The sequence below is a fragment of the Enterococcus rotai genome (genome assembly GCF_001465345.1).
Taxonomy (GTDB): Bacteria; Bacillota; Bacilli; order Lactobacillales; family Enterococcaceae; genus Enterococcus_L; species Enterococcus_L rotai.
In genome coordinates, this window is record NZ_CP013655.1 from 3038386 (window position 1) to 3054497 (window position 16112).

The following is a 16112-nucleotide window of genomic DNA, read 5'->3' on the forward strand; positions in this document are numbered from 1 at the left end:
TAAATTTGTCGAGCATGGGAACTTGTTTTACGGTCATTTGTTTCTACTTAATAAGACAAGTTTGTTCATTTGCTCTAAATTATCAAAGGAGGAAATTTAGTATGACAGTAAAAGTAGGCATTAATGGGTTTGGACGAATTGGTCGTCTTGCATTCCGCCGCATCAAAGAAGTTTCCGATGATATTGAAGTTGTAGCAATCAATGATTTGACAAGTCCAACGATGTTAGCCCAGTTATTACAATTTGACTCGACACATGGAACTTATCCTGGAAAAGTGACGGCAACAGAGGATGCCATCGTAGTTGACGGTGAGGAAACAAAGGTTTATGCAGAAGCTGATGCTAGCAAACTTAAATGGGTAGCTGAAAATGGTGTTGACATTGTTTTGGAATGTACGGGTTTTTATGCTTCACAAGCGAAATCACAAGCACATATTGACGCTGGTGCGAAACGAGTTGTCATCTCAGCTCCAGCAGGTGACATGAAAACAATCGTTTATAACGTTAATGATGATACCTTAACGCCAGAGGACAAAATCATTTCAGCTGGCTCATGTACAACGAATTGTTTAGCGCCAATGGCTTATTTCTTAAATAATGAATTTGGGATTGAAGTTGGTACCATGACAACTGTTCATGCTTATACCTCTACCCAAATGTTGTTAGATGGACCTGTAAAAGGCGGTAATTTACGTGCCGCTCGTTCAGCAGCTGATAATACGATTCCTCATTCAACAGGTGCTGCTAAAGCAATTGGTTTAGTTATTCCAGAATTAAATGGGAAATTACAAGGGCATGCGCAACGTGTCCCAGTAGTCGACGGATCATTGACTGAACTTGTCTCTATTTTAAAAACAAAAGTCACTGCTGATCAAATTAATGAAACAATCAAAAAACATACAATTGATAATCCTTCATTTGGTTATGACGATCGTGAAATCGTCTCTGGTGATGTGATTGGGACAACAGAAGGATCCATTTTTGACCCAACGCAAACCGAAGTAACCACATCAGGTGACTTCCAACTAGTTAAAACAGTTGCTTGGTATGATAATGAATATGGTTTTACCTGCCAAATGATCCGCTTGTTAGAAAAATTCGCTAACTTATAAAGTAGCTTAAACAAAAAAGAATCGCTCATGAATGAATATGAGCGATTCTTTTTTGTTTTTATTTAAGCATTTTCAGCAATGTAATACACTAATTCTTCTGTTTCAGTCCAGCCTAAACAAGGATCAGTAATTGATTGACCAAACACTTTGCCATCTGCTTCTTGGCGACCACTTTCAAGAAAACTTTCTATCATAAATCCGCGTACCCATTTTTTCATATCCTCATTCCAAGAACGATTGATCAAGGTTTCTTTCACGATTCGGACTTGCTCTTTATACTGTTTTCCTGAATTATCATGATTTGTATCGATCACGATGAATGGATTTTTATAATTACCAGCTTTATAAAGAGCTACTACTTTTAACAAGTCTTCATAATGATAGTTAGGAATATTTTCGCCATACTCATTTAATCCACCTCGTAAAACGACGTGCGCTAATGGATTGGAACTGGTTTCTACTTCAAGTCCATTAAAAATAAATTCTTGTTTTTGTTGCGCCGCATATAAGGAATTGAATAACACGTTCAAATTGCCGCTGGTCGGGTTTTTCATTCCTGTCGGCTGATCGATCCCGCTGGCAACAAAACGATGTTGTTGATCTTCCACAGAACGAGCGCCCACAGCGATATAACTAACTAAATCCTGAACAAATTCTAAGTTTTCAGGATAAAGCATTTCATCTGCAGTGGTTAAGCCCGTTTCACTAATAACACGATTATGCAAACTACGAACAGCTGCAATTCCTTTGATTAAGTTACTTTCTCCTTCTGGATTTTGCTGATGGAGTAACCCCTTGTAGCCGTCGCCGTTAGTTCTAGGCTTATTCGTATAGACACGCGGTACCATAAAGATTTTATCTTGAACTTTTTCTTGTAGTTTTGCTAAACGCGTTACATACTCCATCACTGCTTCTTCATTGTGAGCAGAACATGGACCAATCACTAAAAGAATTTTTTGGCTTTTTCCCTCAATGATATCCTTTAACTCTTGATCCCGAACAGCTTTCAATTTTTCTTGATCTGGTGTTAGTTTAGATAATGATTTGACTTGTTCAAAATTGATTGGTTGGCTTAGTGCTTTAAAACTCATACGATAACGCCCCTTCATATTTCTTATAATCAAACAATAAATTAAAGATCTGTAAAATAAAAAAAGCCTCACCCTTCTCATTACTGAAAAGGACGAGACCGAATTGATCCGTGTTACCACCTTTGTTTACAATCAGCTCACACTCATTGTCTTGTCAGGTACAAAATTATACCCTGGCACAATAACGGGTGCGCGTAACCGTCACAGCCTACTTGATTCGGTGTGAAGTTCAAAGAGGAATTCAGATACATTAGGTTCGTGCGCCTCTCAACAACCGGCTACTTTCTGTCCACCTGTATTATCTTACTAGTTCTTATCAAAACATTTATTGTTTATTGAAGTCATTGTAAGAGATTCTGTCAGAATTGTCAATCTTTTTCAAAAAGAAAAACCAAGCAATCAGGAATAAAGAATAAACTTCAGCCCTTAACCCGGTTAATCCGAATTTTAAATTTTTGATACAGCCTCTTCTGTTGACTGTTTTTTCTTTTTTTGTTGGCACTCTTGACAAATACCATGGAAGGTTAAGCGGTGATCTTTCACAAGAAAGTGATAACGCTGTTCTACAACGTCCTCCACATCCCCTAATAAATCTTCTTCCACTTCTTCAATATTACCACATTCTAAACATAAAAGATGATGGTGGAAATGTTTGGCGCCTTCTTTGCGTAAGTCATAACGAGCTAACCCATCGTTGAAACTTACCTTATCTACGACTTTTAAGTCAGTCAAAATTTCTAATGTACGGTAAACAGTTGCTAAACCAATCTCAGGGCTTTTTTGTTTAACTAAAAAATAAATTTCTTCTGCTGATAAATGGTCTTTTTCATTTTCTAGTAATACCAATACTGTTGCTTCTCGTTGAGGCGTCAGTTTGAAACCAGATTCATGCAATTGTTGTTTTGTTTTCTTTAAAGCAGCAGTAGAATCCATAAATGCAGCCCCTTATTTATAATTATTTTAATCTAGAACAGAATATCCTAGTATTACATTGTAATAAGTATAAAATAACTTAAAGATATTTGCAAGTGATTCTCAATTAGAATGAAAAAATGCTTATTTTTCTTGCGCTTCTTCTTTTAAAATCGTAAATCCTGCTTCTTGAGTAATCTTTCCTTGTTTCAATAAATTACCAATAGCGCGCTTAAATTGCGCCTTGCTAATTCCAAACGTTTGCATGATTTCTTCTGGATTGGATTTATCTGTAAATGGAATTTTATGGTCCGCTGAACGCTCCAAGAATGTTAAGATCATCGCTGCATCATCACTGATTGCTTCATAACCGCGTGGCTTCAAGGAGATATTCAATGTGCCGTCAGGTCGAACACCGATTACACGACCATTTACTCGTTCCCCTAAACGTGGTTCTTGATAACGCTCTGAAGGATGAATAAACGCAATGTAGAAATCGTCTGTCAAAACAAATGAACCAATCATTTTCAAACGATACACAATGCCACTGATATTTTCATTTTTTAGTTCTTCTGTTCCTGGTTTAGCCATCGCCTTGAAGATCTTCTCATCTGCTAATTCACCCCAGATGCGCTCTTTGTTATCTACTTTTAAAGCGATCATCAGCTGATCTCCTTTTTTAGGCCATAATTCACGCATTACAGGTAGTTCATCTAAAGAAACAACTACATCCTTGTCTTTTAACCCAATGTCCACAAAAGCGCCTAAATCACGTCTTGTGCCGGTTACTGTTCCGAAGGCGTATTGTCCGATTCGAGCCGTTGGAATCACCGTTGTCATTTCAGGTTCTTGCTTTTGATTCATATAACCAAAGCCTTCTACCGCTTCACCAATTTCATGACTGCCTTCTTCTTTAGATAATCGCAATGTGATTCCGTTTTTTTGTAAAAAGTAGTGACTTTCATTTTCATCGATCACTAATGCTGTAAAAATTTGCGCTAATAGTTCGTTCATAATTTTCTCCTTCTGGCACTTAGCCTAAAAAAATACGTAATAATGCAATTGTAATGATTCCTACCACAACGGTTTTCATTAAATCTTTGGTACGAATAGCAACAAGTAAAGTAGGAATACAACTTAACGCTTCTAACGTTTTTACTTTAGGAAAGCCTGTTGCCTGAACTTCTAAAATACTCTGAAATAAGAGTGCCGTCAAGATACAAATCGGGATATAAGATAAAAACCGAAGAAACCAGTCTGGAAAATCTACTCGTTTAGAAATCAAAAAAGGAAAAATCCGCGGAATCCACGTAACGATCGAACAGCCTAAAATCGTCAATAATACATAGGTGTTACTCATGATGATTCACCACCCCAACAGTACAACCTAAAAGCGTTGCGAATAAAACGGAAAGTTCAGGTGAAAAAAAGCCCATAAAAAAATAAAGAGATAAACAAACTGTTCCTAATACGATCAGCGTTTCTTTGGTATGTTTTTTGATAGGCGCATCAACTTGCAAAACAAATAATCCTGCAAACATGGCCACTAATGCAAAGTCTAAGCCTAATAAATAGGGATCTGGAATCCAGGTTCCTAATAAACCACCGATAACGGTCGACAAAATCCAAGCTAAATAGGCGGTGATATTCAGGCCATGGGTCCAGGCAGAACTGACGCGGTGATCATTTGCCAACGCTGACATTAGAACGCCGTATGATTCGTCCGTTAAAAGTGTACCAATTCCAATACTAGTAATCAAGGGTTCGTTTTTAAAATAAGAAGCCACCGACATACTCATCAAAAAGTGACGTAAATTCACTAAAAACGTTGTAAAAACAATTGCCGAGATCGGTGAATGAATGGCTAACATACCACAAATAATAAATTGTGCACCACCAGCATAAACTAAAATTGACATCAAAGCGATTTCTACAATTGATAGCCCAACATTTTTGCCAACTACGCCAGCTGCAATACCAATGCCTAAATAGCCTAAAATTGTTGGTATGCAAGCATTTATCCCGTCTCTAAAGGTTAAATATTCTTTTTTTCCCATACTTTTCTCCTTGTGATAATATCAATCGTCATTGATATTTATTGCCTATCTAGCGTTACTGGAAGAAAAAACGAGCCTGGGACATAACTCAAAGAGTTATGTTTCAGACCCTTAGTATTTGAATAAGCAATTGAACAGAAGCGACTACTACATTACACTTCTGTCTCAATCTTATACTCATATTCTGTAAAAACAAGACTATCTTCCAGCGTTTCTAGATGCATTTCCTTTAAACCAGCCAGTTTTTGCATTGATGGTCACCAAATACTGGTTATCTGATCCGTATAGATTGTAATAGCCTTCGCCATTAATAATTCTAGCTGGCTGTAATGAGTATCCCCCGGCTTTTATATAGCCACGTTCAATACAGGTTGCAATTACTTTTTCTTGAACTCCTGGAGCCCAACTCCACGCAGGATTACTCATATCGCTAATATCAGTTGGGTTAACTGAGTACACAGGATCTGTATACACGCCATCAGCATTAGGTGCTGAAAAAGTATTTGAATCTGGTTGAACACCGTTTGCTGCTTGTGAGGTACTTCCTTGATTGTTAGCTGCAGGTGTTTCTGAAATCTGAGCAACGGTTTGATCCGCCTGTGCTTGTTGTTGTACCGCAACTGCTGTCTCAGCTTCTGTCAAGGATTTATCTGCTTTAGCTAGTGCTTCAGTCAATGGCTTACGCAATGTTTCACTTTTGACCTTATCTACTTCGTTTTTTGCCGCTGTATAGTTTTCTCTAGACAATGTTTCAGTCAACTCATTGTTTTCATAAAAAACAGCGACTGCCGCTCTGGCTTTTTGTAGTTGGTCGTATTGACTCGTAGCTTGCTCCGTTGCTTGATTCAGTAGCTTATCAAAATCATCCTTTTCTTCTCGTTTAGCGAGATCGACTTTCTTGTCAGCTTTGATTGCTACCTCATTTAACTTATTGCCATTGATAATCGGTTGAGCGAATAATTCATTTACCTTTGTAACTGCCGCTTGTTTGTCTGTAACTTTTTTGTAGAGCGTTTCAAGCTCTTTATAGTTGTCTTCGTTTTTAAGGGTGTCTAAGTTCTCCTTGATTGCTTTCGGACTAACACTTACCATCTCTGGTTTAAGAAATAATTGTTTGTCATCTGTAAAATAACTATTTAGTTCTTTTTCGGTTTGAGTAACAACTTTATCTTGCTTTTGAGTCACTTCACTATCAGATGCTGATTTTTTTTGCGTTTGACTATAAGCAAACCATGAGCCGCCAGAAAGCACGACAACAGCAGCTAAAACAATCGACATTTTCTTGTAGTTTTTATTTACTGAAGCACTTGATTCCTCTTTTTTCACTTCTTTTGAAGCGTTCTGTTCACCTGTAGGTTTCTCAAATTGATCCTTCGCAGACTTCGCTTCTTCCCCATCTTTAAAGAAAATTGGCGCCGCATCCATTTCGATCTCTTCTGGTTTCTTGCTTTTTGATGGAATTTCAGCTGCCGTATTAGGCAAAGCTTTTGGACCAATGGGCTTTGACTCTATTGTCTGGTCTTCTGGTTTAGTAAATTTCGTGATTTCTTCTTTTGGTACGACCTCTTTTGTTTGCTCAGTTTCTTGGTTAGTTGTTGGTTCACTTGGCTTATGATCAGGTTCGTTTGATTTCACGTCATCGTGTCCTTTGTCTTTTGATTCTGATGAGGCACTAGCTGTGTTTGGTTGTTCATTTATTTCTGGTGCGTTATCAGTTTCTTCTGTATGTTCAATTTCAGAAGGGGTCTCAATAGTTGGTGTATCGTTTTTGTGTTCATTGATATATTGATCTAAAGTAGCGGTATTCACAAGTTCATCCGTTTTAGCTTCTGCAGAAACAGGTTCTTCTAGTTCAGCTGCTTTTTCTTCGATCGATGCCGCTTTTGTTTCCGATTTTTCTTTTTTTATCTCTTCAATTGGATCTACAATCTTTTCTTCAGGTTGCTGTTCATTGAACATCGTCATTACGTGGCCGATACTCATATCCTTTAATTCGGACCATTCGATATTTTCATTTTGTTCTTTATTTAAAAAATTAGAAGTATGATCTGATTTTTCATTAGAATCAGTTTTTTCATTAGTTGCTGTTTCCTCATTGATTTGCTCTTTTTCAAAAGAATAACCGCATTCTGGACATACTTCTGCTTGCTTGTCTATCTCAGTTCCGCAATTCGGACATTGTTTCGTCATTCATTCCGCCTCACATTCTACACATTCGTAAATCTAATCTACCATAAAATCGCGTTTCTTCCAATATGTACTATCTAACTTTTTTGTTACGATTGTTTAAAAACAGCCCTTTCCGAAAGAAATCGAAAAGAGCTGTTCAAATTTTTAATAAAAACTTACTATTCTAGAAAATCTTTTAATTGTTTAGAACGAGAAGGATGGCGTAGTTTGCGCAATGCTTTGGCTTCGATTTGACGAATCCGTTCGCGTGTTACACCAAAAACTTTACCAACTTCTTCCAATGTACGAGTACGTCCATCATCTAAACCGAAACGTAACCGTAATACATTTTCCTCACGGTCAGTTAATGTATCTAATACATCTTCCAGTTGTTCTTTTAATAATTCATACGCTGCATGTTCTGCAGGACTTGTTGCATCTTGGTCCTCAATAAAATCTCCAAGATGTGAATCATCTTCTTCACCAATTGGTGTTTCCAATGATACTGGCTCTTGTGCGATTTTTAAGATTTCACGGACTTTTTCAGTTGGTAAATCCATCTCAGCACCGATTTCTTCAGGTGTTGGTTCCCGACCTAAATCTTGTAATAATTGACGTTGAATCCGAATCAATTTATTGATTGTTTCCACCATATGCACTGGAATCCGAATCGTTCTAGCTTGGTCAGCGATCGCACGAGTGATTGCTTGACGAATCCACCATGTAGCATACGTTGAAAATTTAAATCCTTTACGGTAATCAAATTTCTCAACAGCTTTCATCAGACCCATATTTCCTTCTTGGATCAAATCAAGGAATTGCATACCACGTCCTACATAGCGTTTTGCAATGGAAACCACTAAACGCAAGTTTGCTTCTGCTAAACGTTGTTTTGCTTCTTGATCGCCTTCTTCAATTTTCAGGGCTAATTCTACTTCTTCTGCTGCTGTTAATAATTGAACACGTCCAATTTCTTTTAGATACATCCGAACAGGGTCATTGATTTTAACACCAGTCGGGGCAGATAAATCTTCCATTTGGGCTTTTTCAGCAACTTTTGCGTCTTTTTTAAGACTATGTTCACTTGGGTCACCATTTTCATCAACGACACTGATACCAGCATCTTCGACTTTTTGAATCAACTTTTCCATTTCGTCGGCATTCAATGTAAACGGTGTTGCTAATGTGTTTGTTAGATCATCATAAAAAACATTGCCTTTAGGCTTGTTTTCTTTGATAAAGGCTGCCAATGCAGCTGCATATTTTTTTTCTGTTTCTTTTTCCATGAAAGAAGGCCCCCTTCATTTTTCCATTCGGATAAATATATATAAATAATAGTCAAGTACGATGTCTAAAGGTTACTTTTGAGACACTATACGACTTTTTTGCAATTGTCTTACTAAGCCGATCACTTCAATTGATAGTTCATCAACTAATTGTTTATTGCCTAGTCTCTCTGCTTCTTTTTTTTGCAGTTGTTTTTCAGCGATTTGATCTTCTAAACTAGAATTCTCAATCACTCTTATCACATCGGTTATTTCTCTTTCAGAGCTTTCTTCTGAAATGGTTTGTAAGGAAATATCGATTGCTAATTTTTTGATTGTTTCTTCTTTTAGATAGTCGATAAAATCAGCAAGTTGAAAATCAGAATGGATACTCATATAACTATCTAACAACAAGTAAAGTTCCTGATATTGATCATGAGCAAAACTAAATTCCGGCAACTGAATCAATTGATTACGAATACTTTGCTCATTCATCAACCGATAGAGTAATGTCCGTTCGGCTTTCTCCACCTTGGTGAGTGGAAGTTTATTTTGAACGGAAGGAGTACTCATTTCTTCAAGCATCTCAGGCGGTTCCAACATATCATCGATCTCATACGTTTGAGGAGGAGGTACATTTTGCTGCTGTCTCTCTCTTCTTTTCGTAGAGCGCTGTTTTGTTTCTAGTTGCTTCAGCTGCTCTTCTAAAGAGTGAAACGATAGCTGAAATTCTTGCGCTAATTGATTTAAATAGCGATCCCGCTCCAACGGAGATTGCACCAGCATCAATTCTTGTAGTAAATCATTTACATAATCCAACTGTTCTTTTTCATTGTTCATGTTTCTAGTCAAACGATGGTATTGCATTTTGAAACTAAACACCGTTTCTCGCCCATGCAACGCTAACTCACGGAAGGAGTCATTCCCATATTTTCTTAGATACTCATCTGGATCCAATTTTTCAGGAATGCTGACAATACTCAATTGAAAGCGACTATGCTCACTCAATAAAGAAATAGCTCTATTGGTTGCTTCAACACCAGCTGTATCACCGTCATAGCAAACGACTAATTCTTTCGCTACTCGTTCAAGCTTGCGGATTTGCTCATTGGTCAAGCTTGTTCCCATTGAAGCAACACCGCTAGTAATACCCGCCTGCCAAGCTGCAATCACATCCATAAATCCTTCGAATAGAAAGACTGTATTCTCTTTGCGAATTTCTTTACGCGCTTTATCGAAGTTGAATAATGTGTCCCTCTTATTAAACAAGACCGTTTCCGGACTATTTAAATACTTGGGCATATCATCTCCTGGAAAATCTTCTGTTTTAAGCAAGCGCCCTGAAAAAGCAATCACATTTCCGCGATCATCATTGATTGGAAACATAACTCGTTGATAAAAACGATCCAAAAATTCGCCGTTGTCTCTTTGAATAAACAAACCAGATTCTTTAGATAACTGCTCAGCCACAGTTTCATTTTGAAAAACTTGACTTAAAAAATCACGTTTTTGAGGAGCAAATCCAATTTTAAATGTTTCGATAAGCTCTTTTGTCAATCCGCGTTCCAACAAATAATTCAATGCCGGTTCACCGATTTGCGTGTTCATCAAAACATGATGATATAGATCCGCAGCTTTTTTATGCAGTTCAATCAGTTTACGATTGTGGATGTTTTCCGCTGTGTCAGAATCCGTTGTATTGACCCAGTCGATATTGACGGGAATTTGTTCTAGTTCAGCAACTCTTCGTACTGATTCCGGAAAGCTGATTCCTTCTATTTCTTGCAGAAAATTAAAAACAGTTCCACCTTTTCCGCAGCCAAAACAATGAAAAATTTGTTTGTCTTCTGCTACTGAAAATGAAGGGGAACGTTCTTCATGAAACGGACATAGACCCATATAATTCTTGCCGGATTTTTTCAATTGAACATATTGTCCGACAACATCAACGATATTTGTACGTTGTCTCACTTCCTCGATCACTTCTTGAGGAATTCTTTGTGCCACTGTTCTCACCTCCAAAAAATAGCCGATAGCTAAATGATGCGATAGTCAGTAAAAAAGCACTGAAATCTTCAGCGCGACTTTCAAAAGACACAATTACACATGTTTCATTGTATCACATTTAACTTAATTTTCAAGTAAATTGCATCTTTCTTTTCATGGTCGCCTTTTTTGTTTACATAATATAATTATAGTAACCTTTTTATTTTTAGTAAATGAAAAAGCAAATAGCTACTATCTGCTTTTCATTTACGACAGAGACTACTCTCCTATGTGATTATGGTTCGATTGGTTTTTAGTATCCTGTGCAGTCCACAACTCTTTAACTACTGGTATATTACCTAATTCAGTCATGTTGCTCGGCAGGATAACGGTGTTCGTTTCGCTTCTAACAACTTGTTTAAATGCTTCTATCCCCAAATAGGCTAAAGCTTGCTCGTTTAGATCACTTTCTTTGATTGCTTTATTCAAGGCTAAAATACGTTGTCTTTCAGCTTCCGTTGTAATGCGGATTCTTTCAGCTTCAGCCTCTGCGTCAATTTTAGTACGTTCTGCACGGGCTTTTGCATCGATATTTGTTTGTTTAGCACGAGCTTCAGCATCGATCTGCATTTGTGAAGCGTTGGCCTCAGAATCTAATATGATTGATTGCTTTCTACCTTCTGAAATTGTGATCGTTGATTCTTTGTCTCGACTTGCGGTGATTAATTTATTCATCGAATTGACAATTTCATCTGAAACAGATATTTCACCAATATTGATGCGGTCAATTGATAATCCATAACCCGCAGTAATATCTTTTACACTTTCAAATAAGCTAACGTTGATTTCTTCTGTTCCATTAAGAACTTCATTCAAATCCATCTTCCCAATGATTCCACGTAGATTTGATTGGCAATCTTGAATCATTGATCGAACTGAATCTTCATTATCATAGACAAATGCGCGAACATCCGTCACATGATATTTTATCGCTTCATCGACTTCTACAATGACATTATCACGTGTAATCACACTTTGAGAGTCGATTTCTAATGGTGTTTGCTTTAATGATACTCGTCCTCTTACTTTGTATAATACAGGAATCAAAAAATGTAGTCCAGGATCAATCGTTTTTACATACTTACCAAAACTCTCAACAATTTTTACTTCACCTTGTTGAACAATAATCACCATTTTTGAGATAAGAACCAAAATCAACACAAGAACAATGATAAAAATTAGAATATTAAGGATTATCAATATAATTCACATCACTTTCGAATAAATAGTTGTTTACCGTTACAAATAATTCAGTACTAGAAAAATCCACGACTTCCAACATCGCCCCCTCTTCAGGGATGCCATTTATTACCCGATACATGTATGGACTTCCATAAATCCGAACTACTCCGTTAAAGTTATCTGTCGCTGACCGAAAACACTTACCGATTGCCTTGCGCATTTGATACTCCCCACTCATAAATGCCCCTCCCTATTTTTCATACTTCTCCACTTCATTTTAAAGTTCTTTGATCGTTTTCCCCGCTCGTTTCAGTTGGAAAAGACCAATCATGATTCGAACAACGATATTAATAAGCATCATTACCGCAAAAATCGGTAATGTTTGCTGATTCAAGAATCCTACTTCTAAGATACTATGGAACAGCATCGCAGCGACATAAATTCCACCAACAGTTGTAACTGCTAAGAAAATTCGTAATGGATTGAATGGTAAACATGCGCGTACAACGGCCATACAACTAATCCCAATTAATAGATAATACATCAATGTGGTTGTTTCCATTTGAGTAAAACCTTGATTTTGCCCCATTAAATAAACAGCAACAATATTTAATACAACGAGCACTGCGTTCACCGAAGCATTTCTTAATGCGGTCGGCAAGAATTTCCCTTGTACTTTTCGTTTATCACTTTCAAATGATAAGAAGAATGCTGGATAGCCTTCAATCGCTAAATCGATCAGTGTGATCTGGATCGGGATAAACGGAAATGCAATCGTCGTAAAGACGCAAATCATTGATAAGATAAAAGAATAAATGGTTTTGATAAAGAAAACACTTGCGACTTTCGTTACATTGTTGACAACTCGTCGGCCTTCAAATAATACATCTGGCAATGTAGTAAAATCAGAATCCAATAAAACTAAGTTAGAAATCTGTCTCGTTGCACCATCACCTTCAGCCATCGCAATACTACAGTCCGCTTCTCTTAATGCTAAAACGTCGTTAACACCGTCCCCCGTCATCGCAACAACATGATCATGATCTTTCAATTCACGTACGATCGTGCGTTTTTGTTGAGGCGTTACACGGCCAAAAACAGTATAATTATGAACCGCTTGGCGTACTTCGGTTTCTGTTTCCATCGTTGACATATCGATATAGGATTCATAGCCAAACAATCCCGCACGACGAGCAATATTCGAAACAGTTACTGGATTATCTCCTGAAATTACTTTCAGATCAATTCCCTCTTCACGTAAATAAGCTAATGTTTCATTCGCATTTTGACGAATCGGATCATCAATTTCTAAAACAGCTAATGGTTCTAAATAAGGCATTTCCTCTTCATTTAACGGAATATTTTCAGCAATCCCCAACATCAACACACGATAGCCATTTTCTTGTGCGTCAATCACTTCTTTAGGTAAACGATCAGCCGCAACTAATTTTTCAGGTGCGCCAAGATAAACCGTGCCTAATTCTTTAAATTCGATTGCGCCCCACTTACGTTCAGAAGAAAATGGTAAGGTCTTGATCGCTCCATAACGATTAGAAAGCTCAAAGTGATCTCGAATTGCTTGCATCGTAATGTTGTTGTCTGTACTTTCTGCAAGATAACTACCGATCACTTGCGGGAAGTTTTCATGGTAGTTTGCATGTAAAATTTCTACTTTTTGAACCTTCATTTTGCCTTCAGTAATTGTTCCAGTCTTATCTAAACAAAGTGTATCAACATGTGCGAGTGTTTCGATTGAATACATGTCTTGAACAAGAATGCGTTTTTTCGCTAGCTTTACAACACCTGTCGTTAAGGTAATACTGATCAAAAGAACTAATCCTTTAGGCAGCATACCAAGTAGTGCCGCGGCAGATGCAACAACAGAAGCTTCGATTCCTGAATCACGAATCATAAAACCTTCCACAAACAAAATGATCCCCAAAGGAATAATGACTAAACTCGTAAATTTAGAGACTTTACGGATTGAATTGACCAATTCTGACTGAATTGGTTTATGCACTTTAGCTTCTGCTGTAATTTTGACAGCATAATTATCAGCTCCAACGTGAATCACTTTCCCATAAACTTGTCCACTTGCTAGAAAACTACCAGATAACACAATATCGCCTTCAGTCTTCTCAATCAAGTCAGATTCACCTGTCAATAACGCTTCATTGGCTTCAGCTTTTCCATCTAACACTTCCAAATCAGAGGGAACTTGTTCCCCAGCAGATATCACAACGATATCATCTATTACTAATTCTTTGGTATCGATCTCTAGCTCTTTACCGTCACGAATCACATGAACACTCTCTTTGGCGACGATGGATAATTTCTGTACTAAATTTCTTGCATGAATTTCTTGGTAGATCCCCATCCCCATATTCACTAGTATGATTGCTAAAAAGGCTAAATTGGAGTATGCGCCAACAAATAACAAACAAAGTGCGATCCCAAAGTTTAAAAAGTTAAACAAGGTCATAACGTTGTCATAAATAATATCTTTCGTTGACTTTGCAACGTTTTCCTCATAATCGTTTTGCAAGCCTTGTTTTTTTCGTTCCTCAACCTCTGATTGAGTCAATCCTTGTTTCAGGTCAAACTTATTTGTCATGGATTTTGTTCCCTACTTTCTCATTGTTAAAAATACATCTTCTTTAGTTTACTTGTTAATAGTCAGAACTTCAAGAAAATCCTTAAGAATTCCTACTATATTTAATAGATGGTATTCTTAAGGATCGATATTTTAGTAATGAACTTATTTTAACCACTTAATAAATTGTTGATTCATTTTGACTAGATCTGCATAGAACATATTCCCACCGTTACTATATAAGTAGCCCCCATTATAAATGACTGCTTGCGGACGATAATAACGATACGTTTTTTGATTGGTATTGCCTAATATAGGTGATAACACTTCTTTAGAGTATTCCTCTGCAATCCGAATCGAATTTTTACCGCCTCGTTCTTTTACAAAGTCAATATAATCTAGTCCAAAATTATACGCTTGTACCGCTGTCCAAATATCACAACCCGCTTCATTGGCTTTTTCAATCGATTGGGCTAAAAAAGCGACTCCGGTCTCAATACTTTCCTTAGTCGTCCCGATCATTTGCCGCTTACCATAGGCGCTTTCGCTACTCTGCATCAAATCTTCTGTACGCCCTTTAGATTCAGTGTAAATAATTGCTAAAACCAAGTCTTTATGTTCGGGTATATTATTTGCTTTAACTGCTTGCTCTACTTCACTTTCATACGTCATTACTTGCTGAACATTTTGACGAATTTTAAAACCTAAATAACCTAAACCAATAATCAGCAGTAAAAAAAACAAGAGTAGTAACCTTTTTACAATTTTCATTATTTTGCCCATCTTATCATCCAAACTTTTTCTGAGTAGCTTTTATCATACTTTATTATTCAAAAAAAATCTAAAAAAAGGCTGATTCTTTATTATTCTTTAATAAAAAATTGTGTTTTACTTTTACCCCTTTTAGTTTTAAATCCAACTAAAAACCGATATACTAGAATAGGACAGGTGGTAAACTTATGAAAAAAGAAAAAAAACTTTTGCTCACAGCCGATAACAGCTTTATTTATTACGAAGTATCTGGTCACGGTAGCCCCTTAATTTTGCTTCATGGAAATGGTGGTAGCGGCAGGTATTTTGAAAAGCAAGTACCAACATTCAGTCGTTCTTTCACTGTGTATACTATAGATAGTCGTGGTCACGGCCGCTCAACGAATGAAAGTGAAACGTTGACATTTGATCTAATGGCAGACGATCTTTATTTGATCATGAAACAAGAACAAATAGAACAAGCCGACATTGTTGGTTTTAGCGATGGCGCCAACCTTGCTCTTGTTTTTGCTAAAAAATATCCTGATAGCGTCCGACGTTTAGTATTGAATGCTGGAAATACAGTCGTTCAAGCGGTTCATTTTCCGATAAGAATGTTGACAGTCGTGGAGTATGTTTGTTTTAAGGTTTTAGCCTTATTTAATAAAAAAGCCATTCAACGGCTCCAGATTATAAACTTAATGCTACACGATATTGGTGTTTCTCGTTCAGATTTAAAACGAATTTCAAAAAAAACATTAGTGATCGTTGGGAGATATGATATTATCAAGCGCAGCCACTCAATCTATTTAGCGAAAGAAATCCCTAATGCCTCTTTCGTTCTCGTAGCAAAACAAGGTCATTCTTTTGCTAAAAAAGATCCAAAAACATTCAATCAAGAAATCTTAAAATTTTTAAAAGAAAAGTAGGTGTAT

General features: G+C 37.0%; 14 protein-coding genes and 1 other annotated feature. Of the genes, 2 read left to right on the forward strand and 12 right to left on the reverse strand.

From position 1 onward, the window contains the following. Positions 1-101: 101 nt before the first annotated feature. Positions 102-1112 (forward strand): type I glyceraldehyde-3-phosphate dehydrogenase, encoded by a 1011-nt coding sequence (gene gap / locus ATZ35_RS13525; protein ID WP_086279410.1) that lies wholly within the window; start codon positions 102-104, stop codon positions 1110-1112. 62 nt (positions 1113-1174) lie between these two features. Here gap and ATZ35_RS13530 read toward each other — a convergent pair whose 3' ends face one another. The 12 genes from ATZ35_RS13530 to ATZ35_RS13585 form a co-directional block, all read right to left on the reverse strand. Next, positions 1175-2203 (reverse strand): 3-deoxy-7-phosphoheptulonate synthase, encoded by a 1029-nt coding sequence (locus ATZ35_RS13530; protein WP_208927699.1) that lies wholly within the window; start codon positions 2201-2203, stop codon positions 1175-1177. A gap of 85 nt (positions 2204-2288) precedes the next feature. Continuing rightward, positions 2289-2532, reverse strand: a binding site (T-box leader). 118 nt (positions 2533-2650) lie between these two features. Further along, positions 2651-3136 carry a ferric iron uptake transcriptional regulator gene (gene fur, locus ATZ35_RS13535; RefSeq protein WP_086279408.1) on the reverse strand — a complete coding sequence of 162 codons (486 nt, stop codon included), beginning with the start codon at positions 3134-3136 and terminating at the stop codon, positions 2651-2653. A gap of 123 nt (positions 3137-3259) precedes the next feature. Beyond that, positions 3260-4129 (reverse strand): CvfB family protein, encoded by an 870-nt coding sequence (locus ATZ35_RS13540; protein ID WP_208927700.1) that lies wholly within the window; start codon positions 4127-4129, stop codon positions 3260-3262. Positions 4130-4148: 19 nt separating this feature from the next. Beyond that, the gene (locus tag ATZ35_RS13545) at positions 4149-4475 is read right to left on the reverse strand and encodes an AzlD domain-containing protein (protein WP_086444431.1); all 327 of its coding nucleotides are present in this window, start codon (positions 4473-4475) and stop codon (positions 4149-4151) included. Next, the gene (locus tag ATZ35_RS13550) at positions 4468-5172 is read right to left on the reverse strand and encodes an AzlC family ABC transporter permease (protein WP_208927701.1); all 705 of its coding nucleotides are present in this window, start codon (positions 5170-5172) and stop codon (positions 4468-4470) included. Before ATZ35_RS13550 ends, ATZ35_RS13545 begins: the two co-directional genes overlap by 8 nt. A 198-nt stretch (positions 5173-5370) precedes the next feature. After that, positions 5371-7362, reverse strand: a complete 1992-nt coding sequence (locus ATZ35_RS13555) for a cell division site-positioning protein MapZ family protein (RefSeq protein WP_208927702.1) — start codon at positions 7360-7362, stop codon at positions 5371-5373. Between the two features lie 158 nt (positions 7363-7520). After that, the gene (rpoD, locus tag ATZ35_RS13560; RefSeq protein WP_010764887.1) at positions 7521-8627 is read right to left on the reverse strand and encodes an RNA polymerase sigma factor RpoD; all 1107 of its coding nucleotides are present in this window, start codon (positions 8625-8627) and stop codon (positions 7521-7523) included. A gap of 72 nt (positions 8628-8699) precedes the next feature. Next, positions 8700-10613: a DNA primase gene (gene dnaG / locus ATZ35_RS13565; protein WP_208927703.1), complete on the reverse strand. Its 1914-nt coding sequence runs from the start codon at positions 10611-10613 to the stop codon at positions 8700-8702. A gap of 258 nt (positions 10614-10871) precedes the next feature. Further along, the gene (locus ATZ35_RS13570) at positions 10872-11786 is read right to left on the reverse strand and encodes an SPFH domain-containing protein (RefSeq protein ID WP_425250079.1); all 915 of its coding nucleotides are present in this window, start codon (positions 11784-11786) and stop codon (positions 10872-10874) included. Positions 11787-11838: 52 nt separating this feature from the next. Beyond that, positions 11839-12072, reverse strand: a complete 234-nt coding sequence (locus ATZ35_RS13575) for a hypothetical protein (RefSeq protein WP_208927705.1) — start codon at positions 12070-12072, stop codon at positions 11839-11841. Between the two features lie 39 nt (positions 12073-12111). Then, the gene (locus tag ATZ35_RS13580; RefSeq protein ID WP_208927706.1) at positions 12112-14448 is read right to left on the reverse strand and encodes a cation-translocating P-type ATPase; all 2337 of its coding nucleotides are present in this window, start codon (positions 14446-14448) and stop codon (positions 12112-12114) included. A gap of 144 nt (positions 14449-14592) precedes the next feature. After that, the gene (locus ATZ35_RS13585; RefSeq protein WP_208927707.1) at positions 14593-15210 is read right to left on the reverse strand and encodes a lysozyme family protein; all 618 of its coding nucleotides are present in this window, start codon (positions 15208-15210) and stop codon (positions 14593-14595) included. A gap of 176 nt (positions 15211-15386) precedes the next feature. On the opposite strand from ATZ35_RS13585, the gene ATZ35_RS13590 reads away from it, so the two are divergent. Beyond that, complete coding sequence (locus tag ATZ35_RS13590) at positions 15387-16106, forward strand: alpha/beta fold hydrolase (RefSeq protein ID WP_208927708.1); 720 nt, start codon at positions 15387-15389, stop codon at positions 16104-16106. Positions 16107-16112 lie beyond the last annotated feature (6 nt).